Raw genomic sequence first — 23144 nt, 5'->3', positions numbered from 1 at the left:
AACTGCACATATCGAGATGTGCAGTGAAATGAGCTCACGTTTCAAATGTGTTTTTATGTTTCTGCTGTAAGGTTTTTTCACGTTTATAGCTGATGAAGCTGATGAGAAAACCAACAAGCGTAATGAGTGCACATACAAGTCCTACCGTGTGATAGCCGAAATGGACATAAACAGGTCCCATTAAAGCGGACCCAAGCATAACGGCTAGATTGGAAGCAAGGCTATAAAAAGCCATCACTTTGCCTCGGTGAGTTTGGGAGCAGTCGCTCAGGACGGTGCTCAAAAGCGTGACGGATAAACTTTGCATGGCACCCCAAATAAATAAAGCGAAAATGAGCAATGTCCATGAGAACGGGGCATAAGGAAGTAAGGCAAGAACGAGCGTAATGCCGCCCAGCACAAAGAAAAGAGACCGTGTTTTGCCAAACCAATCTGCTAATTTCCCGGTAAATATACTCATGGAAAAACCAACGCCATAAGCCATGATCAGAAGTCCAGCTGTTGATTGCCCTCCGGAAAACAAACTTTGCAGGTAAGCTCCTAAAAATGAGTACATGCCATAAAATCCAAGCATGTTACAAAATGTCACGGTCAAATAGGCAGGGACACGGTCGATTTTCAAAGCCCCCCATAAAGAGCCTGATTTCTCCCTAGCTTGAGGTGCCTTCGGATGAGCTGTGGCGACTTGTTTTCGAGATTCAAGGATGACGAGCAGCAGGACAACGAGACTCATCATGGCGAAAATCCAAAATGTCCAGCGCCAGTTCAAACTTTGACCGATAAAAGCGCCAATGGGCACACCAAGGACAAGAGAAAGAGACCAGCTCGATACAATGAGTCCCATCACTTTGCCGCGATATTCATATGGAACCCGGTCCCCCACAAGAGCATAGGCTGTTGGCACAAATACACCAGTCGCCAGCCCAGAAATAGCACGGCCGGCAAAAAACACGGCCAAATTTGGGGCAGCAGCACACATCACTGTTCCAATCAAAAAGAAAGACAGCCCAATTATCAAACACAGCTCTCTTGAATATCGGTCCCCTAAAGGAACGAGAAGCGGAGCTCCAACCAGCACAGCTAACCCATAAATGCTGATGGAAAGAGCGAGAACATCAAGAGAGTGCTGAAAGGAGTTTGATAAATCAGGCAGCAGTGGTGAAATCACCAGTTCCTCCGATCCCGCCGCAAAAACGCCAAGTGTGAGTGCGATGGCAAGTGTGATGGGAAATGTTTTAGAAGCCTGGCTGTCTAAAGATTCTTTCATCAAGTGATCCCTCCATACTTGCTTTTTCATTCAATTCCGTTAAAATAAATTCTACCATTATTTAGTTTTATTTTACATTTCGCATCATAAGTATTATCATCAAATACTTTTCAAATGGAACGATTTTTGGATAGGAGAGGTACGAATGAAAATCACCGATGTAGATGTGCATATTTTAAATGAATTGAGAGAAGATGCCCGCTTATCCATGAGGGAATTGTCCAAACGAGTGAATTTATCAGCACCTGCGGTAGCAGAAAGAGTGCGTAAATTAGAGGACGCAGGGATTATCGAAGGGTATTCTGTTCAGGTCAATTATAAAAAATTAGGGCTTCTGATTGACTGCCTGCTGGAAGTTACGGTGTTAAATGGGGAGTATCAGCGTTTTGTGGCTTTTATGAACGAGCACCCACGCGCTTTTTTTGCTTATCGAGTGGCAGGACAGTCTTGCTTTTTCATTAAGCTGTCAGTTTCGTCTCTTGAAGAAATTGAAGCCTTTATTCAAGAAGTGTCTGGATTTACAAAAACCGTCTCCCATATTGTCTTGTCAGAGCACTCTTTTTCTCATCCTATTCAGGAACGCTTGAAACAAATAGAAGAGCCAGAAATGACTGTGATGAAATAAAAAAGGACCTATGTCAGGTCCTTTTTATTCGTTTATCTGACTGATAACTCATAAACGTAATGATAAGGCCAATAAATGTCACAGCTGCAGCAAATAACGGAACAAGCTGTAAATGTGTGATGTCGATAGCAAGACCGCCAAGCGCTGCACCGCCGGCATTCCCAATATTAAAGGCAGAATGGCTGAGCGTCGATGCGAGTGTCGGTGCTTCATGTGCCATGTTCATCGTGCGGTATTGCAAGGTAGGAACAAGAATAAATGAAATGATTCCCCAAACAAAAATGGTCAGCACGGCAGGCACTTTGAATTCGGAAGTGACTGTAAACAATAACAGGACAGCAATGAGTAGGATCAGTGTCATCATAATACTCGGCATCAGCTTCCAGTCAGCAAGCTTTCCGCCAACTAAATTCCCGATGGTGACCCCAAGTCCAAATAGGACAAGGATGAGCGTTACCCCATTTTCCTGAAAGCCAGTGACTTGCAGCAGGATTGGGCTGATATACGTAAATGCTGTAAAAACACCAGCAAAACCAAAGATGGTCATCGCAAAGGAAACGAGTACCTGTGGTTTTTTCAAGACGGATACTTCATTTCGAATGTCCAATACTTCTTCCTTTGATTGATTCGGAACTAAGCTGATGATACCGATTAAGGAAATGAGACCAATGACGGCAATGACTAGAAAAGACATACGCCAGCCGAATTGATTTCCTATAAAGGTACCGAACGGCACACCGAGTACATTGGCTACCGTCAGTCCTGTAAACATGAAGCTGATCGCACTTGCACTTTTCTCTTTAGGCACAAGCCGTGCAGCCATAATGGCTCCGACGCCAAAGAACGTTCCATGAGCAAATGACGTTAAAATACGGGCGGCCATTAATAGACCATAAGAGGTCGAGACAGCGGCAGCAGCATTTCCCGCCACGAAAAGAATCATTAACAGAATGAGGAGACGTTTTCTCGACATTTTCCCAGTCGATAACGTTAATATAGGTCCGCCAACTGCGACACCAAGTGCGTATCCAGTAATCAGCTGTCCTGAAGCAGAAATTGATACATGAAGATCGTTTGCGACATTTGGCAAAAGGCCCATGATGACAAATTCAGTCATGCCAATCGAAAACGCACCGAGTGTTAATGCAAAAATAGCGATGGGGAAGTTTCTCATGATGTGATCACCTTTCTAAACAAATACATAAAAAAGCTTCGGAAAGATCCGAAGCCTTAAGAGTTTATCATACATGGAAATAAGACGCCAGCTGCTCGTTTGCTAAACGGTTTCCAACAAAGAAGGAACCGAATTCGCCGTAGCGTGCACTGACTTCATCAAAGCGCATTTCATAAACCAATTTTTTAAATTGAAGCACATCATCAGAGAAAAGGGTAACGCCCCACTCATAATCATCAAAACCAACAGAACCTGTAATGATCTGTTTTACTTTTCCAGCATAGCTTCGGCCAATTAAGCCATGGCTTCTCATAAGAGATTTACGCTCATCCATGGAAAGCATGTACCAGTTGTCATTGCCAGAACGTCTTTTATCCATTGGATAGAAGCACACGTATTGAGAAGAAGGAAGCTCTGGATATAGGCGCGCACGTACATGCGGGTTCTCGTAAGGATCTCCGCCATCGCCGCCTCCTGCTAAGTAGTTGCTGAGCTCAACAACTGAAACATACGAATAAGCTGGAATCGTAAATTCTGCTAGTCGTGTTTTGTTGAATTCAAGTTCAATTTCACCTAGTTCTTCCATTGTCGGACGTAAAATCATGAGCATAATATCTGCTTTTTGGCCGACAATACTATAGATTGTTTGGCTTCCAGCTTTATCTTGCTCAGCTGTTTTCCATTTTTCCAATAGACCTGTGAACTCATGAATAATCGCTTGGCGCTCATCACTTGTCAGCAGCTTCCAAGCTGTCCAGTCGATTGTTCTAAAATCATGCAGCGCATACCAGCCATCTAGTGTTTGAGCTGCTTCATTTGTTGTATGTTGTTCGCTCATTTCTTTCACTCCTATTAACAGTTTTCCATCTGTTCCAACTATAACATAGTTTGTCCAAATGGAGATGTGATCAAAACTTGAACGAAGAAAACAGCTTTTATGAAAATTGATTAAATTAGTTTGAAAAATAAGAATTTAATTTGTAAGCGCTATAATATAAGTTGGTAGTTTGAATTTAGGTAGAAGAAGAGTATGCTTAAAAGAGAACGCTTTTTTTGTAAAATCAAGGAGGGTATTGTAGTGGCAGATATTTTTTCAACAGTTCAGGAAAAGGTTGCAGGTAAAGGAGTAAAGATCGTTTTTCCTGAGGGAATGGACGAACGCATTCTAACAGCCGTTCAAAAACTAGCAGACGGCAAAGTATTGCAGCCAATTGTTGTAGGTAAAAAACAAGATGTTGAAGCAAAAGCAAAAGAATTAGGTCTTACACTTGATGGTGTTGACGTGTATGATCCTCATACATATGAAGGTTTTGAAGAGCTTGTACAAGCTTTCGTAGAAAGACGTAAAGGCAAAGCAACCGAAGAGCAAGCAAGAAAAGCATTACTAGATGAAAACTACTTCGGTACAATGCTTGTGTATAAAGGTCTTGCAGACGGACTTGTGAGCGGTGCGGCACATTCAACTGCTGACACAGTGCGTCCAGCACTTCAAATCATTAAAACAAAAGAAGGCGTAAAGAAAACATCTGGCGTCTTCATTATGGCTCGCGGCGAAGAGCAGTATGTGTTTGCTGATTGTGCAATCAACATTGCTCCAGACAGCCAAGATCTAGCTGAAATTGCGATCGAAAGTGCAAACACAGCAAAAATGTTTGATATCGAACCACGTGTGGCAATGCTTAGCTTCTCTACAAAAGGCTCAGCAAAATCAGACGAAACAGAAAAAGTATCTGAAGCAGTTCGCATTGCAAAAGAAAAGGCACCTGAGCTTGTACTTGATGGAGAATTCCAATTTGATGCAGCTTTCGTTCCTTCAGTAGCAGCGAAAAAAGCGCCAGATTCCGTCATCAAAGGCGACGCTAGCGTATTTGTTTTCCCTAGCCTCGAAGCTGGAAACATTGGCTACAAAATTGCACAGCGTTTAGGTAACTTTGAAGCTGTAGGTCCAATCCTGCAAGGCTTAAACCAGCCAGTAAACGATCTTTCAAGAGGCTGTAATGCCGAAGACGTTTACAACCTTGCGCTGATCACAGCAGCTCAAGCATTATAATGATCTCGACAAAGGCAGCCAGTACGATAGATTCGTGCTGGCTGTTTTTTTGATGACAAATGTGTACAATATAGGGGAAAAGAAAAAATTTGATCGTAGATAAAGCCGATAGAATGGGCAGGTGCTATAATGAACGATTTAATACATAAGCTTCAGCATAAGGTCGCGGGATTAACAGAGGCACAAAGGAGAATTGCAGATTATATCGTGCACAATCCGATGGAGGTCGCGTTTTTAACTGTAGATAAATTGGCTTCAAAAGTAGGGACGAGTACAGCTACCATCATGAGATTCTCTGCTGCTGTAGGGTATTCCGGTTTCTCTGAGCTTCAAAAAGAGCTTCAATCAAACATGAAGCATAAAGCTGCCCCTCAAACGAGACTTGAAGCGAACCTCAAGCATTCAAATAAAAGTAAGCTTCTGCATAACCATGTAGAGCTGCAATTTCAAAATATCCAGTATGCTTTAGACAATATCACGGAAGAAACCTTTCAGCATATTGTTGAAAAAATAGCCAGCTCCCGCCAGGTTCTGTGTACAAGTGTCCGAAGTGGAAGACCTGTTGGCGAGTATCTGTCATTTGGAATCAATCGGCTATTGGGGAACTGTCAATATATTGATGCGGACAAAAGCGACTGGGTGGATGATCTCGTTCATTTTCAATCTGATGATTTCATTATAGCGGTCAGCTATCCTCGCTATGCAAAGCGTATAAAGGACTTGCTGGAGGCAGCGAAGTCATATGGAGTGGAAGTGCTTTTAATTACAGACAGCTACAGCTCTCCACTAACTAAGTATGCACAATATGTATTACCATGTTCCTCAGCAAGTGTGGGCTCTCATAACTCTGTCGTATCTGCTATCTTTATCGTAGATTATATTTTAAGTGCCTTAGCCATTAATGACCCTGAAAGAACAAAACCTCGTTTAGATCAAATCAATCATATGTTAACGAAAATGAGTTATCACACAACACATTAGTCGTGTGGTGACTCATTTTTTTCATTTAATTTTTATGAAAGCGCTTTACTAAATAAAATCGAGATGGTATGATCGTGTCACGAAAGTAATATATATTACTTTAATAAAATTTAATGTAACGAATATAACTCAAAGGGGATGATGGAAACAATGAGTACTGTTCAATTCGTGTCAAATGATCTAATAGATCGGGCAAGAAAGCTTAACTCAACCTTGCTGTCAGACGTGATGGGATGCACCGGAGCGATGGATCATCAAATTAAACCTGTTGCAAGAGGCATGAATATAGTAGGAACTGCTTTTACCGTTAGCTTACGGCCAGGGGATAATTTATTTCTTCATCATGCGATCTACTCTGCTAAAGAAGGAGATGTACTGATTGTTGATGGAAAAGACCATAAAGGTCATGCATATTTAGGGGAATTGATGGCACATTCAGCAAAGGCTGTAGGAATAGAAGGAATCGTGATTGACGGGCTTGTTCGCGACAAACTCTCTTTAGAGAAGCTGGCTTTTCCAATATACAGTAAGGGGTTTATGCCAAACGGACCTTTTAAAGATGGTCCTGGGGAATTGAATCAAACCATCTCGTGCGGCGGTGTCAAAGTAGCACCAGGTGATTTAGTCATTGCTGACGATGATGGAGTCGTCATCGTTCCACAGGAGAAGGCGGAACACATGCTCACACTAGCGGAAGAGAAACAAGCGTATGAAAATCAGAGATTAAACACGATTCAACAATATATGGACGAAGGAAAGCAAGACACTAGTCTCTTAGCACCTGCATGGCTGGCAGGCAAATTGAAAAAATTTCAGGAATAGGGGAGAATCGGTGATGAAAATAGGGTTTATCGGTTATGGAGAAGCAGCATATGAGCTATCAACGGGATTGAAAACAGAAGGATTAGATCAATTTTATGCATATGATGTACTTTTACAAAATGAGAAATTGGCTGGAGCGTTGAAAGAAAAAGCATCGCAGACAGGAGTTCAATTAACCAGCAGTATTAGTGAAGTCATTGAGAAATCTGATATTGTCATTGCAGCTGTGCCAGCGAATAAAACCTTAGAAGTGGCACAATCTGTAACGGGAAGTTTGAAAAAGAATCAACTATATGTAGATGTGTCAGCATCAACACCAGACATCAAAAAGCAAGTGGCAAACGAAATTGAAAAGCAAAAAGCTCTATTCGTAGATGCTGCCATGCTAGGGCCTCTTCCAGTCAACAAACACAAGGTTCCGATCACGGCAAGCGGCAGTGGAACCGACCAATTCATGAAAGTAATGAATGCTTATGGCATGAATATCACAAAAATCAGTGACCAGCCAGGAGATGCTTCTGCCTTAAAGCTGATCAGAAGCGTTTATATGAAGGGGATCGTTGGTCTCATGATTGAATTTTTGGAAATTTCCAAAAAATATAATGTGGAACAACAAGTGATTTCTTCATTAAGCGATACAATGGATAGCAAAAGTTTTGAAGAGACCATGAACCGTCTTGTGACAGGGAGTGCATTGCATGCAAAAAGACGAGCGATCGAGCTTCTTGGTTCTATTGAAATGCTAGATGAAGCAGAGGTTGATGCCGGTATGTCTCGGGCAGCACAACAAAAGCTAGAGAGATTAGCAGACTTTCAATTCGTTGAACGGTTTAATGGGAAAAAGCCGGCCAGCTGGGAAGAAGTCATTGACGTGATGCAGCAGGGGTAATAAATTGTAAGCGTTTTATTTAACAAAGGGGAGGCGAAAAAACGATATGGGTTTTATTGCGTTGATTGTATTCATAGCTGTCATCATTATATGGAATGTCGTCGTGAAACGGAATATGGGAGAAGCCATGCTATTAGGCTTTATTGCAACCACATTATTTGGCGGATTGGATGCATTAAGACTTTTCTGGGATGGATTAAAATTTGCATCCACATATGAGGTGCTCTATGCAGCTGTCGCATTTGTATTCATGGCTTATTTAATTGAAAAGCTGGAATTAATTCATGCACTCTTGCGAATCTTAAATTCGGTTGTAGGTAAACTTCCTGGTGGAGCGGCTTATATGAGTACGTTAGGCTCAGCAGTCTTAGGTGCTCTTTCAGGTTCAAATTCTGCAAACACAGCTGCCACTGGCTCTATCACGGCTTCTTGGATGATTAAATCAGGCTGGAGCCGAACCCATACAGCGACCATTTTAGCAGGGAATGGCGGACTTGGAGCAGCACTGCCTCCGAACTCTTCCATGTTTATCATGCTGGGTTTTGCACCAATTGCAGCCCTTGTATCTGAAGGAGATTTATATATTGCGCTTCTCATAGGAGGACTGTATCAAGTCGTATACCGATTTATTTTGGTGTATATTCTGGTGAAAAAGAATAAAATTCAGGCCATGCCGCCAGATGATATTCTTCCTTTTAGGGAAGCTGTGAAACAAGGGTGGAAGTCGATCTTTATTTTTTTCGGTGCCTTGATTCCTATCATTATCACAATTGGTCCACTGGCAAACTACTTAAAAAGTAATCCAAACATCGGACCAGAGGCAATGGATCAAATTTCTTTAATTACGTGGATTCCGATTCTCATGATGCTGATTAGTTTAACAATTGGAAGGAAAAAGGCATCTGCACTTGATTGGTCTCAGTTCTTCAAGTCGGCCATTCCTAAATTTACAACGATTGGTGCTTTGATGCTGTTTGCTGTTGCGGCAAGCCAGGTGCTTGCTGAATTAGGATTGGCAGAAGATTTGACGCAAATCACATCAGTACTTACCATTCCGAAATGGCTCATGGTACTCATTGTGGGAATTCTTGTCACGCTGGTGGCTGGACCATTATCTTCAACAGCCACATTAACAGCTGTTGGACTTGTCTCGTTTTCAGCTTTAGTCTCAGTCGGAGTTGATCCAGTTGTGGCTGTTGTCGCCATTCTTGCTTTTTCATCGACAGAAGGCGCTTCCCCGCCGGCATCAGGATCGATTTTCATTGCTTCTGGTCTTGCAGGAGCCAGACCTGAGAAAACATTTATACCGCTGATTCTCTACTATATGCTGCCGATCGTGGGAATTGGCTGGCTCATCGGAATGGGAATACTTCCAGTATAGAAAGGAGAAACACATGAGAGCATTAATGGAATTATTATTTAAAGTGCTGCTTGTCCTGTTCTTAACGTCAGGAGCCCTGTTGGTATTCGGTCAAATACTAGGGATTCTCTTGCAAAAGGGAGATATGATTATTGCGAGTACGAATCTATTCAAAAACCCAACACTGGTGTTAAGTGCCTTTTTTAGTCTTGTTGGTTTCTCTCTCAATTATATTCCTGAAAAGAAAGACACCTCATTTAGCGATCATCCATCAGCATCAGCGAGTGATTCGCTCAAATAAGCAATAAACAGCTGGATTCAGTAAATGAATTCAGCTTTTTTGTGCGCGAGAAATAGGTATTAAAACCCAATACGTACGATTCATTTTTTGGTAAATTCACTTTCAATCATATGCCTCTTGTGCTAGTAAATGGTAACATAACGGAGGACTATTTAAGGGATAGAGGTGTTTGACGATATCTGGAGCAATCATCGGTTATAAAACAGCCTTGTATTCATTAAAGGCAGATATATCTATAAAAAAAGAACAAATCATCGAACTCAACATGTGCCGCAAAGAAATCAAAGAGGCAAAATCAACCCTGTCAGATGCCAGCAAGAAAATCACTCATCCAGATCTGACATCACATACATGGTTTGGCCATTTGGCAGACACGTTTGATGACATTCGAGACGAAATGGCTTCCGCCAGTCAAGAGATAAAAAGTGTGCAGCTAACCAATTTATTAAATCGAATTGATGAGAAAATCCATGACCTAACATCAGAGATCCAATCGTTAGAACATGAAATTCATTCGGTTGAAAGAAAAATAGAGAAAGAAAAGCAGAAACAACTGGAAGAAAAAAGAGGGTAGTCACATGACGAGAGAAATTAAAATAGATGCCAGTCAGGTCAAACGAGTATTACAGCAAGCAAAACAATCAGGCACTCAAATGAATGCAGCCCTTCCAACAACCATCAAAGGAAGAAATCAGCTCCTGACAGCAGACTCATTAGAAAAGATCAATCAACAGCTGAACGAATTAAGTAATTCCTATATAGGCATCCTTCAGAAACAGCTTGTACAAACAGAACAAGCGGTGAACACCATGATTGAAACGGACAAGGCGCTTGCTTCTAGCAGTAAAAGAAAATAAAGGAGAACGCAATGAAAACCCTTGACGCCTTTGCGCTAATAAACGGAATAGATCAAACGCTGAATACGTTAAAGCAGCAGTCACAGCAAATCAGCTCCTTAGAAAAACAAATCCATCACATCATCTCACTCGATGGCGCACTAAAGGGAGAGGCAGGACAAGCCATCCGCGCCTTCTATACAGAATGCCATATTCCCTTCCTGCAATTCTTTCAGGTCGTCATTGAGGAATATAGCGCTGCATTAAAAAACACAAAGCAGGCTCTTCATGCACTAGAATCAAACGAGCACGGCTTTATCTCACAAGCGTTTATCGAAGATGATCTTGATCAAGGCTTAAAAAAAGCTGAACGTACGATTTCTGAAATCGTATCAGAGGTAAACCACGCCATCGGCAGAGTTGGTCATATTGTTCACTTGCCAAGTGTAGACGAATCAGCTTTTCAGCAAAACTATCAAAAGGCATGGCTTGAGACCTCAAGAACCATTGGTCTGCTTCATGCATTTGACAGGGAGCAGACAAGTGCTTTACATGAAACCAAAAGCTCCCTTCAAACAATGAAGCAATACATAGATACCTTAAGTACCATGTTCACCGGCCCAAAAATCGACATCACAAGCTATCAAAAGGGATCTATTTTCAAAGATGGAAAAAAAGAAAAAGTAAGCAGCACCATCAGTGGATTGAACGACAAAATAGACAACCCAAAAGACAATCCAATGATCATCATGCTGAAGAAACTGAAAGAGAAACAACAAGCGAATGTGGAGACGGTTGTTCGGGAAACGCCGTCTAGTAAAATCAATCAAACCACATTAACTTTAAATGGAAAAGTATACAACATAAATGAGTACAAAAAGATCAACTTCGAACATGCCAAAACGGTTGACGTCATGCGAGATGGAATGCTGTATCGGTTACGAATATCAGAAAAAAACAAAGTAACGATTGAGAGCGTTAAACCGATTTCTGATGTAAAAACAGGCGATAAACCCCAAAATATTTTAAATAAAGCGGTTGAATTTACAGGAATAAACGATGCAATTCGGGTTATTACAGGAAGAGATCCAATTACAGGTGATAAAGTCGCGGATATGGATCGTTTGGTATCAGGGATGTACATGGTTCCAAGCACCAACATTGTTAAAGTGGGGAAATATGTTTTTAAGATTATTAAAGGGGAGAAAGCAGCTAAGAGGGTTCCAAAGGCTGGTAAAAGCTCTAAGACCATAGTGAAACTTCCTAGCAGACATGGTGCTCTTAATGAAGCTAAAAAGGATGCTGGCATTTTAAGATCTCAACATCCTGAATCAATTCGGCGTGTAGAGATGCGAACCGCTCCTCATGAAGGTGGGCGTGTAATAAAAGACGAATATGGTAAAATTATTTGGACTAAAGAGTATCTATATACTAATAACAAGGGTCAAAAAATTATCATACAAGATCATAGTGCAGGTCATAAAAAAGGTGGACAAGGGCCCCACTTTAATGTACGACCCTTTGATAATCCTAGAACAGGAAAAGTCCCAGGGACTAAAGAGCATTATCCATTTAAAAAATAATTAGAGGTGATATTATGTGGTTTGAAAAATTAGAGGAAAACTTCTTTTTAAAAAGTCTATACAAAGAGGTTCCCAACTTAGAAAACATACGAATTGAAGGTATCCATATTAAAGAGGAAGGTAGAAAAGTGACTTTGCATTTTGATATGCCGTATTATGCGGAAAATCCTCCGAAAAAATGGGGTCAATTAGGTTACAATTCGATTTCTCTCGAGGTGGACATTTTTGATATCCATTCTTTAGAAATAAAAACATCTTCAGATACATATAGAGGGAACATTGAAATAAATAAAAATGACCAAGATTTAATTGAAATTACTATTACAGGGGAGGTAACAGCAACAATAAAAGGAGACGTCGGCCTCATTCAATCAGTTAATGGTTATATTAATGGAGCTTTAGAAAAAGAGTAACGTAAAACGCATGTGACCCTTTTCAAGAAAGGGTCTTTAATATATCCAAGTAATAATAACTTAGACATCACATTTTCCTATGTCCTAAAATGCAGCCACTTTAAAAAATTGAAATAGGAGAGTTTTATGGACAAAAAACAAGAACTAATAAAACAAATCCAAACCGTCATCAACATCCTAGAAAAAGACTATTCCCAAAAAATCAATCAAGGTGTTCTCCAATTAATATACAAAAGATATAAGGATGCACAAAGGATCATTCAGAACAATGAAGATCTCCAAAAGATGTTGATCATTGGCGGGGTAAGAGCTTATTTGGATAGTTACAATGACTATCTAAACCCCTTTCTAGATGAATTGCATAAAGCAGAGAGTTTGCTTAAAGAAATGCTTTAATAGATAGAATGGCTGTCTATAGTTCTAGATGAGGCTATTTTCTTTTAAAGATGTATAAAAGGGTCATGAAAAAATCAGCTGCTTAACATAGAGGAGGCTCTTAAAATGCTCAATTTACCGCAAATTCAAAACCTGCACGTGAACAAACCAGCAAGTGACATACATATCAAAGAGGCCGAATCCCAGTTAAACATGGCGCTGCCCCATGCTTATAAGACCTTGCTGAAACAGACAAATGGATGTTCCATTGGCGGCGATGTTCTGTTATACGGGACGGAGGACATAATGGAACGCAATGCAACGTGGGAAGTCCATCATTATGCGAGCGGCTATGTAGCCATTGGCGATGATGGCGGCGGGCGAGTACTTCTCATGCGGCAGGCAGAAGAGGAGAAAAAAGTGTGGATCGTCGATGCTGGTGTGATGGACCCTCAGCATGCGGAATTGGTCGCTGAAGACTTGTTGAGCTGGGTAAATGAGGGCTGTTTCATAGAAGTTTAGTCTATTAAGGAGATGATCGATTTGCCGTGGAATACATTGATCGCTGCATGCCTCGTGGTCGGGGTTCCTGTCGTTTTAATTGCAGCTTTTTATTTCATCTCGAAAAGGAAGAATAAGAAAACAAAATCATCTAACTGAAACGCTCTGTGACGCCAAATGTTATGGAGCTTTTTTGCATTCTCCCTCCATTCCTCCCATGGTATAATAAACACAGTTTATGAACGAGAGGATATGCAGGACATGAAAAATGAACCTATTGAGTTATTGACACAGCCGAAATGGCGTATCATCGATCAGTCGAGTCTCGGGCTCTATGTAGACCCAAAGCAATCCTTTGCGATGGATGATACGCTTTGCGCGTCGGTGGGAAAGGGCCTCTCACCAGCGACAGCCCGTTCTTGGGTGCATCACAATACGATTGTGCTTGGGATTCAGGATACAAGACTTCCTTTTCTCCAAGATGGTGTAAAGCTGCTTGAGGATGAGGGATATCGTGTGATTGTGCGCAATTCAGGCGGTCTTGCTGTGGTACTGGATGAAGGCGTACTGAATGTGTCTTTAATCTTTGCTGAACAAAAGAAAGGTATTGATATTGACCGCGGGTATGATGCGATGGTGGAATTGATCCGTCGGATGCTGTCAATGTACGAGGTGGACATTGAAGCTTATGAAATTGTCGGCTCTTACTGTCCAGGCAGCTACGATTTGAGTATCAATGGAAAGAAATTTGCCGGCATTTCTCAGCGTAGATTACGCGGAGGGGTCGCTGTGCAAATCTATTTGTGTGCAGATGGAAGCGGTCGAAAACGAGCTGATTTGATTCGCCGTTTTTATGAGGTGGCCTTAAAGGATAAACGACATGAGGTGAAAGCGGTATTCCCTGATATACAGCCGGATACGATGGCATCCCTATCAGAATTAACTGGAGAACCAATTGACTGTGCGCTTCTCATGCGTCTTTTACTAGAAGAACTCCAAAAGCTGAGCGACCAACTGACAGCTTCAGGACTGACCACTGAGGAACAGCTAGAGTTTGAGAAAAACATGACGCGGATGATTGAGCGGAATGAGAAAGTGTTCTCGTAAACACATCTTTCCATCTTAAAAATAGGGGTGATGTAATGGAAACGAAACTTCTGAAAGCCATTGAACTTCGAGAAAGTGGACATCTTCAAGAATCCAATGACATGCTCACCCGTCTTGTAGAAGAGTATCCACATCATGCCTCCATTCACTATCAATGTGCTTGGAGTTATGATGTGTTAGGAAAGGAAAAACAAGCTGTCTTTTTTTATGAAAGGGCCATTGAGTTAGGATTGTCTTCAGAAGAACTAGAAGACGCTTTACTAGGGTTAGGAAGTACATACAGAACCTTAGGGGAATATGAAAAGTCAAAACAGATATTCCTACATGCGATGGAAGCTTATCCGGATAATAAAGCCATTCAAACGTTTTATGCCATGACTTTGTATAATTTGAAAGAACATAGCAAAGCGATGGAAATATTACTGAACTGTTTAACTGAGACGACAAACGATCCTGCTATTTTGAGTTATCGAAAGGCGATTGATTTTTATTCAAATCAGTTAGATAGATTGTGGAAATGATTTATATAAGAAATGGAGGGGCAATGTAATGGAAGAATCCCCTCCTTTGTTATGAAATTTTATATATGTGATAGTCCTTTATGACATAAGAAAGAAGGAAAATGTATTGTCATTCATCACCACGTATTACCCGCTGTTTATGCTTTGTGTTTTGTCTTTGTTGTATGTGATGTATCGTATTCAGCCGATGGCCTCTACGATTAAAAAAATCACCATTGTGCTCTGTGTGTTAACAAATGCTGCATACATTTGCTGGCGTCTTTTCTTTACACTGCCTCATGAAGGTACATTTAATATGATAATGGGCATCTTGCTTGTGGCCTGTGAATGTATTGGATTTTTACAGCTGCTTGTGTTTTATACACTTGTTTGGAAGCCTTCAAATCGGAAACAAGTCATGATCAGTGATCTTGAAAGGCTGCCAACAGTTGATATTTTCATAGCTACATATAATGAACCAATTGAAGTGCTAAAGCGCACGGTTGCAGGTTGTTTGAATTTGTCTTATCCAAAAGGCAGCGTCCATATTTATTTATGTGATGATGGCAAGAGGGAGTCTGTGAAGCAGCTTGCTTCTGAGTTTGGTGTTCATTATCTGACAAGAACGGATAACAAGTTTGCTAAGGCGGGGAATTTAAACCATGCGATGTCTCAAACGAACGGGGAGTTGATTCTCACACTTGATGCTGATATGGTCCCGCTTCCTGCCTTTTTAGAAAAGACAGTGCCTTACTTTCATGATGGAGCGACTGCATTTGTTCAAGTTCCACAAGCGTTTTATAACGAAGATCCTTTCCAATATAATATGTTCTCGAAGGATCGAATTCCAAATGAGCAGGACTTCTTCATGCAAACCCTCCAAGCTGGTAAAGATCGATTTAATGCGGTCATGTATGTCGGGAGTAATACGGTATTTAGAAGAACAGCATTAGAGGAAATTGGCGGATTTGCTACTGGGGTGATTACAGAAGACATGGCGACAGGAATGCTTCTCCAAGGGAAGTTCAAATCTGTGTCTGTCGGAGAGGTATTAGCTGTCGGTCTGGCACCTGAAAGCTGGCTTGATCTGTTAAAGCAGAGAGACCGGTGGTCGAGAGGGAACATTCAGTGCGCCCGTAAGTTTAATCCATTGAAGGTTCGCGGCTTAACGCTTATGCAGCGCGTTCTTTATTTAGATGGCATTGTGTATTGGTTTAACGGTTTGTTTAAAATGATTTACATTCTTACACCGATATTGTTTTTATTATTTGGTATTCAAAGTTTCTGGGCCGATTTTCAGTCCATTTTCATGTTTTGGCTGCCGGCGTTCTTTAGTTCGTATTTAGCGTTTAAACTGGTGTCGAATCAAAAAAGAAGTATGTTTTGGAGTCATATTTACGAAAGCTCTATGGCATTCCACCTGGCTGGTGTGGCTTTAAGTGAGCTGTTTTTGAAGAAGAGGGTTGAATTTCTTGTCACGCCGAAGGGAATTCAAACGGACAAGAGACATTTCCATTTGAAAACGATGATTCCTCATTTGATCTTCTTGCTGCTCTCATTGCTTGTCCTTGTGAAAATAGGATACGATATGAAAGTAAATGGGACGATGAATGCTGATCTCACGTTGATTAATATTTTTTGGGTACTTTATAACGGTGCAGGCCTGTTCATGGCACTCATTGTGGCGTTTGATCGTCCGCGTTATCGAAAATCAGAGCGGTTTGTCATTGAAAAAGAGGGGCAGCTCCGTTCTGATCATCAAGATGAGTCGATTGCTTGTTTTCTACTAGATATGAGTGATTCAGGTGCACGTCTATCCATTCCATTGGATCAAGCTTCTTCTCTAAATCAAGGACAAATGCAATTATCCTTTTCAGAGAATGAAAGTGTGGCATGTGATGTGGTCTGGAGTCATCCGGAGGGAGACAAGCTGATGGTTGGTGTGGCTTTTACTAACACAGAAAAATCACAGTACCTATCACTGATCCGCTTCTTATTCACACGAGAGCACGTATCGATAACGGATCGTGAGAAAAAATCCTATGCTGTTCGGACATTTCTCCGCTTTGTAAGAGAAACGGAGAAAGTACCAAAGGCTATTCGGCGCAAATGGATGAGAAGACCATTGCAAGGTGTGGCAGGCACGCTAGTCTATGAGGACCGGTTAGAAGAGAAGGTGCCGGTGAATATACATGATATTAGTTTATCTGGGTGTAAAATCGAGTCTGAAGCTTCAATTGAATTACATGACAAAGTGCTAATCACCATTGATACAGAATCTCTGACAGAGCAGCCGGCGATTGTGGTTTGGACATCACAAAAACGCGGCCGCACAATAGCCGGACTCAAGTTTGTTCAGCCTGAAATCAAGCAGATAGAAGAAAGAGAGGGAGTGGTTTCTTGAAATCCAAAAATGGCGGTTACCTCTATTTACTATGGCTTCCTGTCATCATGGGAGCCGGCTACGGCATTTCGCTTTTAGTGCCATTTCTTCAGCCTGTACTGACACTTGGCATCGCAGGTCTTTATATTTTTATGTTTGGTGATTTTCAAGTAAGGCAGGTCAGGTATATTTTTATGTTCGTGTTTTTGATCAATGTCCTTTTTAGTGTGATGCTATTTTTGGGCATTTAAAAAAGTGCTTCCCGAGGCGGGGAGCACTTTTTGTTATTCTGCCATTTTTTCGAGGTTGCCGTTCCGGTCCATTTTAAAGGTTGGTGCGGCACTATCGTCTTCTTCAAACAAAACTAGTTTTCTTGCACGGTTCATGATTTTGACGAGTGTTTCATAATCTTCTTGAATCGTGAGCTGATCCTTTTCAAGCTTTTTCACTTCAGCTTCTAGCTGCGAGACTTTATGAGAAAGCTCATTGTTTTCTCGTTTTAAGCGGCTGTTTTCCATACGTAAGGCAGTGGATTGCTGACCATCGCCTTCATAACGGCGTAAGAAATCAATGATATCGTCGATGGTTAATTCTTGATGCTGCCTAAATGGATTCGCTTCCGGCTTTTTCTCTGCGGTATTTGGGGCAGGAGAAGCCTGTGACAATAAATGTGATAAACTAGCTAACTCTTCATTGTAGCTTTGATCCACAAACTGAAGCTGTTCGGCAGTTTCAGCAGCTGGTGCAAATGTTTCTTCCTTTGCTGGCTCCAATTCCTGGGAGAATTCCTCCTGAGTGACCGTTTCTTCTACTTGCGGCTGATAAAGTAATCGTTTTTTCGCAGGCTGGCCATTGCCAAGTGCACGCATCCGTTGTTTTCGTTGTTTTTTGGCTAGTGCCAACGCTTTTTCATATTGATGCCTCACGACAGCGTTCCATCTAAATCCGCATGCTGCGGAGGTGCGGTTCAGCTTGTCTCCTACTTCTTCAAACGCATTTAGCTGCGTACTGCCCTCTCTGACGTGACGTAAGACGGTTTCTGCCAGGAGGAGATCATTTTCCTCTGACCAAGCATCTTGTCTTTGTTTTGACATGTGTTTAAACCCCCATATGATTTGATGGTATTAGATTAGCCAAGTTCAAGAAGGTTTATACAAGTTTGCTAAAAGGATAGTGGAAAATACTAGCTTTTATGTAAACGCGTCATTGGGGCGGCAAAGCGTCTTGCAAGTCCAGCCGCTTCGATGTACAATGTTGGGTGGTATATTATTCACGATTGGCTGTCCAACTGTTTCATATAGAATGAAGTATCATCATTGAAAGGAAGCGTAAGACCATGGCTAATGAGTTTCGCGTATGTGACGATTGTGATGCGACGAACCTAAAGACGTTATTGCCTCGACTCAAATCGGTTGACCCTGATGCAAAAATTGAGATTGGCTGTCAATCCTATTGTGGTCCAGGACGAAAAAAGGCTTTTGCGTTTGTGAACAATCGCCCATTATCCGCACCAACAGAAGATGAATTACTCGAAAAGGTTCAAAAAAAAGTCAAATAAATGTCACTGAATGTGTTCAGTCGACCTAAAAAGAGGTCCGTCCCTGTCAGGTCGGGCTTTTTACGTCCGTGCAATCTTTGAGAACACATTCACCAACAAATTCAAGGATGTTTTCGGGAAAAGTTACCCGATATAATAGAAACACGTCTTAAAAAAAGAGGGACGAAACGATGGCGTATCCAAAAGGTAAATTATCTGAGGAAAAGGTATTTAAAGATCCTGTGCACCGTTATGTTCATGTAAGGGACGCATTAATATGGGATTTAATAGGAACAAGAGAATTTCAGCGCCTGAGACGGATTAAACAGCTAGGAACCACGTATTTGACGTTTCATGGTGCAGAACACAGCCGATTCAATCATTCACTCGGTGTATACGAGATTGTGAGACGAATTGTGGATGATGTGTTTAAAGGGCGGCCTGAATGGGATGAAGGAGAGCGCGAGCTTGTACTTAGTGCAGCCTTGCTTCATGACCTCGGACATGGTCCATTTTCTCACTCCTTTGAAAAGGTCTTTCACTTAGACCATGAATCGTTTACAAGAGATATTATTTTAGGGCAGACGGAAGTCAATGAAGTGCTCCGCCGGGTGAGTGATGATTTCCCGAAGCATGTGGCTGAAGTCATTGCCAAAACGTATCAAAACAAACAGGTGGTTAGTTTGATCTCAAGTCAAATCGATGCCGACCGAATGGACTATTTGCAGCGTGATGCCTACTATACAGGCGTCAGCTACGGCCACTTTGATATGGAACGTATTTTACGTGTGATGCGCCCGAGAGAAGATCAGATTGTGATGAAGCAGAGCGGGATGCATGCGGTAGAAGATTATATTATGAGCCGTTATCAAATGTACTGGCAAGTCTATTTCCATCCAGTGACACGCAGTGCGGAAGTCATTTTAACGAAAATCCTTCATCGTGCAAAAGAGCTGCATGAAACGGGTTATATTTTTACACATGCCCCAGTTCATTTTTACTCAATCTTTGAGGGAAATGTCACCACAGAGGACTATATTAAGCTGGATGAATCGATTGTTTTATTTTATTTTCAGGCGTGGGAAGACGAAGAAGATCATGTGCTGGCCGATTTGTGCCGCCGTTTTATGAACCGCCGATTGTTCCAATATACAGAGTTTAATCCAAATGAAGAAATGACGAAATATTTCAAGCTGACCGCCTTGTTTAAGGAGGCAGGAATTGATCCTGACTACTATTTAGTGGTCGATTCGTCTTCTGACTTGCCCTATGACTTTTATAGACCAGGGGAGGAAGAAGAGAGGCTGCCAATTCACCTTTTGACGCAAAGTGGTCATATTAAAGAACTGTCGAGACAGTCAGATATTGTTGACGCCATTTCCGGTAAACGAAGAACCGATCATAAACTTTATTTCCCGATGGACTTAATTGTAGATATGTCGGAAAAAGCTGAAGAAAAGAAGGCGATCATGAAGCTGCTTGGTTTGGGATAAAGAAGTACTGAAAAAGGAGATGTCGGGAATTTGTTGAAAGAGCATGCAAAGTTGATGAAGGTATTCTCTGAATCAGGGGAAATCGTTGGACGGAAGAAGCTGCAAAAGATGATTTACATAGCAAAAAAGCTAAATTTGCCATTTTACGAGAAATACGATTTTCATTTTTATGGCCCCTATTCAGAGGAGTTGACGCTCAGAATTGAAGAGCTGTGCAACCTTGGATTCTTGGACGAAATGAAGGAAAAAAAGGGCGGATACTATCAATATCGCTATTCGCTGACGGACAATGGGAAAGAGTTTCTCGATCAATGTGAAGTGGACATGCCTGACCTCAAAGTGCTGACGCAGCAGATGAACGAGCAATCGTCCCGTTTCCTAGAGCTTGTCTCAACGATTTTATATTTTGATGACCTGCCAGAAGATGAGATAAAGGAAAAGGTCTTCACCATTAAAAGCAAGCAGCGCTATACGGACGAAGAATTTGAGGCTGCCCTTGCTTATATTGATCAGTTGAAGGAATTGAACTAACGAGAAGAACCAGTATGTGATGGCTGATGGCTAGAACAGACTGGTTTTTATTTTGCACAGAAACAAGCCGACCGCATGGATCGACTTGAATTTTATGAATGGTGATATGAGAATCTTGCTAAAAATTGTTTTGTACGTTCTTCTTTCGTCTGTTCAAAGACTTCTTCCGGCGTACCTGATTCGACGATGACCCCATCCTCCATGAAAATCACCCTGTCAGCAATATCATAGGCAAAGCTCATCTCGTGGGTGACGATGATCATGGTGACCCCGGTTTGTGCTACCTGTTTAATGACATCAAGCGTTTCTCCTACAAGTTCTGGATCTAATGCAGAGGTCGGTTCGTCGAATAAAATGACTTCTGGATTCAAAGCCAGTGCCCGTGCAATGCCGACTCGCTGCTGCTGTCCGCCAGATAATTGATGCGGATAGGCATCCTTTTTCTCTAGTAATCCGACCTTTGTGAGTAATTGGAGAGCTGTGTCATAGGCTTGATCTTTTGGTTGTTTACGGGCAATGACTAAACCTTCCATGACGTTTTCAAGTGCTGTTTTATGAAGAAATAGATCGTATTGCTGAAAGACCATGGCGGTTTTTCTGCGAAGTGCGAGAATGTCTTTAGGCCTTGCTTGATTGAACTTGACGGTCGTGTGATCAATGCTGATTTCTCCTTGATCTGCACGCTCAAGAAAATTCAAGCATCGCAGAAAGGTTGATTTTCCAGAACCGCTCGGACCTAAAATGACGACCACTTCGCCTCTTTCTATCGTTAAATCAATTCCTCTCAGAATCTGATTTTTACCGAACGCTTTATGCACCTGTTTGATATCAATCATGCCAATCGTCTCCTTTTGTTTTTGTGTCCATATTTCTCATATCCGGCTGTAATGGCTTCGATAGAGGCACACAGGGCCCAGTAAATCAGGGCAACTGCGATGTATGCTTCAAGATAACGATAGTTCACATTGGCTTTAATTAAAGCGCCGTTTAAAATATCGACCACAGACACCATAGAAACGAGAGAAGAGGCTTTGATTAAACTGATCAGCATGTTGTTCAGCATTGGAAGGGAGATGGGAAAGACTTGCGGTATGATGACCCTTCTTAAAACCTGTCTGCTGGTGAAACCAACGGATAGAGCAGCATCGAATTGTCCCTTTGGAATAGATGCAAGAGAGCTTCGAAATATTTCAGATAACCCGCTTACGGCATATAAAGTAAGGGCGAAAATGGCAATCCATCGTCTGTCCAAATCACTGAAACGAATCTGAAGAGAAAGAGATGCAGCCAAATGGTCCAGTGAATCGGAAAAAAGCAGATAAGATACGAGCAAAATCAGGACAACCGGAATTGCTTTAAAAATAGCCACAAACCATTTAAACAAAGGAGACAATACAGGCACCTGATAAAAACGGATAAGGGCAATACCAAATCCAAAGACAGAGCCAAATAATAGCGGGAGAAAGCCTAATAGCAGTGTCGTTGGCAAATAATGAAGTGCGGCTATAAAGGCCTGTAGCATAAAGGCAACATCAAAATCCACTCAGATCGCTCCTTTCTTATGATGTAGTAAAGTCTCCGCCCAATATTTTCTTAGACAAGTCAGCGAGCTTGCCGTTATCGATTAGTTTTTGTAATGCTTGATCAATGTCTTTTTGAAGTTTCGTATTGTTTTTTTGATAAAGATAATACGTTTTAGATACGTTTACAGGCTTTCCAGAGGTGACTAGATTGGCATTAAATTGTTTGTTTAGCTTGTTGACGTCATACTTTGTGAGCAGGGCCGCATCGACTGTGCCATTTTGAAGATTTTTGACGAGAATCTCGTTCCCGCCATCTCCGTAGACAATGTCAATTTTCCGATCATGCTTTTTGTTATATTGCTCAAGAAGATAAGCGAAATTACTTCCTGTAGAGGTGTGCACTTTGTGTCCAGCCAAATCGTCAAGGCTTTGAAAATCATGACCGGAGGCTTTATCAACAACCACATAGCTTGTATAATCTGTGTAGCCAACTTTTCCAAATAGATATTTCTTCTGGCGCTCATCATTGATTTCATATTGATGGGCAGCGAGATCTACTTTGCCAGCATCTAAAGCGGGCAGAATATTTTTGAATTCGAAGGATTCATATTTAAACTTATATTGTGGAAGCAGCTGATCCACTTCATCTAATACAGCCTTCTCATAGCCAGTTAATTTGCCGTTTTCATCTAAGTAAACGAAAGGCTGGTAAGCATTCCCTGTGCCAACGATGATTTCTTTCGCATCTGGATCATTATTCGCTGATTCTGCTTTGACTTCATTCGATTGTTCTGTATTTCCGCAGGCAGCAAGCAACAATGAGCCAAGTGTAAGCAGACCGATGATGTAATGTTTTTTGAATTGTTTGTTATTTTTCATGTGAAATCCTCCTC

General features: G+C 41.5%; 27 protein-coding genes. 20 read left to right on the top strand and 7 right to left on the bottom strand.

The genetic code is table 11. The features are described from left to right. Positions 1 to 34: 34 nt before the first annotated feature. Positions 35 to 1267, bottom strand: a complete 1233-nt coding sequence (locus AC3WTB_RS08650) for an MFS transporter (protein ID WP_107162906.1) — start codon at positions 1265 to 1267, stop codon at positions 35 to 37. Positions 1268 to 1412: 145 nt separating this feature from the next. Here AC3WTB_RS08650 and AC3WTB_RS08645 point away from each other — a divergent pair, with 145 nt between their 5' ends. Beyond that, positions 1413 to 1892 (top strand): Lrp/AsnC family transcriptional regulator, encoded by a 480-nt coding sequence (locus AC3WTB_RS08645; protein ID WP_047202792.1) that lies wholly within the window; start codon positions 1413 to 1415, stop codon positions 1890 to 1892. A 13-nt stretch (positions 1893 to 1905) separates the two neighbouring features. On the opposite strand, the gene AC3WTB_RS08640 is transcribed toward AC3WTB_RS08645, so the two are convergent. Then, positions 1906 to 3066 carry an MFS transporter gene (locus AC3WTB_RS08640; protein ID WP_260774978.1) on the bottom strand — a complete coding sequence of 387 codons (1161 nt, stop codon included), beginning with the start codon at positions 3064 to 3066 and terminating at the stop codon, positions 1906 to 1908. A 67-nt stretch (positions 3067 to 3133) separates the two neighbouring features. Beyond that, entirely contained in the window at positions 3134 to 3904 is a 771-nt protein-coding gene (hemQ, locus tag AC3WTB_RS08635) for a hydrogen peroxide-dependent heme synthase (protein WP_024423793.1), read from the bottom strand. Between the two features lie 240 nt (positions 3905 to 4144). On the opposite strand from hemQ, the gene pta reads away from it, so the two are divergent. The 16 genes from pta (at position 4145) to AC3WTB_RS08555 (ending at position 17418) form a co-directional block, all read left to right on the top strand. After that, positions 4145 to 5116, top strand: coding sequence for a phosphate acetyltransferase (gene pta / locus AC3WTB_RS08630; protein ID WP_059377910.1), 972 nt, complete (start codon positions 4145 to 4147; stop codon positions 5114 to 5116). 129 nt (positions 5117 to 5245) lie between these two features. Further along, positions 5246 to 6097 (top strand): MurR/RpiR family transcriptional regulator, encoded by an 852-nt coding sequence (locus AC3WTB_RS08625; protein ID WP_492333587.1) that lies wholly within the window; start codon positions 5246 to 5248, stop codon positions 6095 to 6097. 150 nt (positions 6098 to 6247) lie between these two features. Beyond that, positions 6248 to 6919, top strand: coding sequence for an RraA family protein (locus AC3WTB_RS08620; protein WP_492333586.1), 672 nt, complete (start codon positions 6248 to 6250; stop codon positions 6917 to 6919). A gap of 13 nt (positions 6920 to 6932) precedes the next feature. Further along, positions 6933 to 7808, top strand: coding sequence for an NAD(P)-dependent oxidoreductase (locus tag AC3WTB_RS08615; RefSeq protein ID WP_058838513.1), 876 nt, complete (start codon positions 6933 to 6935; stop codon positions 7806 to 7808). 46 nt (positions 7809 to 7854) lie between these two features. Continuing rightward, positions 7855 to 9189 (top strand): TRAP transporter large permease subunit, encoded by a 1335-nt coding sequence (locus AC3WTB_RS08610; protein ID WP_048237701.1) that lies wholly within the window; start codon positions 7855 to 7857, stop codon positions 9187 to 9189. Between the two features lie 13 nt (positions 9190 to 9202). Beyond that, the gene (locus AC3WTB_RS08605; protein WP_039182253.1) at positions 9203 to 9469 is read left to right on the top strand and encodes a hypothetical protein; all 267 of its coding nucleotides are present in this window, start codon (positions 9203 to 9205) and stop codon (positions 9467 to 9469) included. Positions 9470 to 9644: 175 nt separating this feature from the next. Further along, the gene (locus AC3WTB_RS08600) at positions 9645 to 10043 is read left to right on the top strand and encodes a YwqH-like family protein (protein WP_349773632.1); all 399 of its coding nucleotides are present in this window, start codon (positions 9645 to 9647) and stop codon (positions 10041 to 10043) included. 4 nt (positions 10044 to 10047) lie between these two features. Continuing rightward, complete coding sequence (locus AC3WTB_RS08595; protein ID WP_144493952.1) at positions 10048 to 10326, top strand: YwqI/YxiC family protein; 279 nt, start codon at positions 10048 to 10050, stop codon at positions 10324 to 10326. A gap of 11 nt (positions 10327 to 10337) precedes the next feature. After that, on the top strand, positions 10338 to 11888 hold the full coding sequence (locus AC3WTB_RS08590) for a T7SS effector LXG polymorphic toxin (RefSeq protein ID WP_492333585.1): 1551 nt from the start codon (positions 10338 to 10340) through the stop codon (positions 11886 to 11888). 14 nt (positions 11889 to 11902) lie between these two features. Then, positions 11903 to 12301, top strand: a complete 399-nt coding sequence (locus tag AC3WTB_RS08585; RefSeq protein ID WP_144489900.1) for an Imm50 family immunity protein — start codon at positions 11903 to 11905, stop codon at positions 12299 to 12301. Between the two features lie 126 nt (positions 12302 to 12427). Next, a complete protein-coding gene (locus AC3WTB_RS08580; RefSeq protein ID WP_144489901.1) occupies positions 12428 to 12697 on the top strand; it encodes a hypothetical protein in 270 nt (89 codons plus the stop codon). An 87-nt stretch (positions 12698 to 12784) separates the two neighbouring features. Continuing rightward, entirely contained in the window at positions 12785 to 13198 is a 414-nt protein-coding gene (locus AC3WTB_RS08575; protein WP_338595133.1) for an SMI1/KNR4 family protein, read from the top strand. Positions 13199 to 13438: 240 nt separating this feature from the next. After that, positions 13439 to 14284: an octanoyl-[GcvH]:protein N-octanoyltransferase gene (gene lipL / locus AC3WTB_RS08570; RefSeq protein WP_338593318.1), complete on the top strand. Its 846-nt coding sequence runs from the start codon at positions 13439 to 13441 to the stop codon at positions 14282 to 14284. A gap of 35 nt (positions 14285 to 14319) precedes the next feature. Further along, positions 14320 to 14805, top strand: coding sequence for a tetratricopeptide repeat protein (locus tag AC3WTB_RS08565; RefSeq protein WP_268501953.1), 486 nt, complete (start codon positions 14320 to 14322; stop codon positions 14803 to 14805). 106 nt (positions 14806 to 14911) lie between these two features. Then, positions 14912 to 17188 (top strand): glycosyltransferase, encoded by a 2277-nt coding sequence (locus AC3WTB_RS08560; protein WP_338593311.1) that lies wholly within the window; start codon positions 14912 to 14914, stop codon positions 17186 to 17188. Further along, positions 17185 to 17418: a DUF5970 family protein gene (locus AC3WTB_RS08555; RefSeq protein ID WP_024426379.1), complete on the top strand. Its 234-nt coding sequence runs from the start codon at positions 17185 to 17187 to the stop codon at positions 17416 to 17418. Before AC3WTB_RS08560 ends, AC3WTB_RS08555 begins: the two co-directional genes overlap by 4 nt. 33 nt (positions 17419 to 17451) lie before the next feature. Here AC3WTB_RS08555 and AC3WTB_RS08550 read toward each other — a convergent pair whose 3' ends face one another. Further along, the gene (locus AC3WTB_RS08550; RefSeq protein ID WP_034281253.1) at positions 17452 to 18261 is read right to left on the bottom strand and encodes an RsfA family transcriptional regulator; all 810 of its coding nucleotides are present in this window, start codon (positions 18259 to 18261) and stop codon (positions 17452 to 17454) included. Between the two features lie 242 nt (positions 18262 to 18503). Here AC3WTB_RS08550 and AC3WTB_RS08545 point away from each other — a divergent pair, with 242 nt between their 5' ends. The 3 genes from AC3WTB_RS08545 to AC3WTB_RS08535 all read left to right on the top strand — a co-directional run bounded on the left by AC3WTB_RS08545 (position 18504) and on the right by AC3WTB_RS08535 (position 20728). After that, entirely contained in the window at positions 18504 to 18725 is a 222-nt protein-coding gene (locus AC3WTB_RS08545) for a YuzB family protein (RefSeq protein ID WP_003215259.1), read from the top strand. Positions 18726 to 18895: 170 nt separating this feature from the next. Continuing rightward, positions 18896 to 20197, top strand: a complete 1302-nt coding sequence (locus AC3WTB_RS08540; protein ID WP_007497716.1) for an HD domain-containing protein — start codon at positions 18896 to 18898, stop codon at positions 20195 to 20197. 30 nt (positions 20198 to 20227) lie between these two features. Beyond that, positions 20228 to 20728, top strand: a complete 501-nt coding sequence (locus AC3WTB_RS08535; protein WP_058838522.1) for a YwgA family protein — start codon at positions 20228 to 20230, stop codon at positions 20726 to 20728. A gap of 92 nt (positions 20729 to 20820) precedes the next feature. Here the strand turns inward: AC3WTB_RS08535 and AC3WTB_RS08530 are convergent, their stop codons facing one another. The 3 genes from AC3WTB_RS08530 to AC3WTB_RS08520 are packed head-to-tail and all read right to left on the bottom strand — an operon-like array spanning position 20821 to position 23130. Further along, a complete protein-coding gene (locus tag AC3WTB_RS08530; protein ID WP_126682434.1) occupies positions 20821 to 21564 on the bottom strand; it encodes an amino acid ABC transporter ATP-binding protein in 744 nt (247 codons plus the stop codon). Further along, on the bottom strand, positions 21561 to 22271 hold the full coding sequence (locus tag AC3WTB_RS08525; RefSeq protein WP_047202585.1) for an ABC transporter permease subunit: 711 nt from the start codon (positions 22269 to 22271) through the stop codon (positions 21561 to 21563). Before AC3WTB_RS08525 ends, AC3WTB_RS08530 begins: the two co-directional genes overlap by 4 nt. Before the next feature lie 16 nt (positions 22272 to 22287). After that, positions 22288 to 23130: a transporter substrate-binding domain-containing protein gene (locus tag AC3WTB_RS08520; RefSeq protein WP_099663750.1), complete on the bottom strand. Its 843-nt coding sequence runs from the start codon at positions 23128 to 23130 to the stop codon at positions 22288 to 22290. Positions 23131 to 23144 lie beyond the last annotated feature (14 nt).

Source organism: Bacillus sp. EB106-04-04-XG123 (assembly GCF_058791855.1).
The sequence above is the reverse complement of the archived record's forward strand: the minus strand, read 5'-3'. Positions and strand labels throughout refer to the sequence as shown.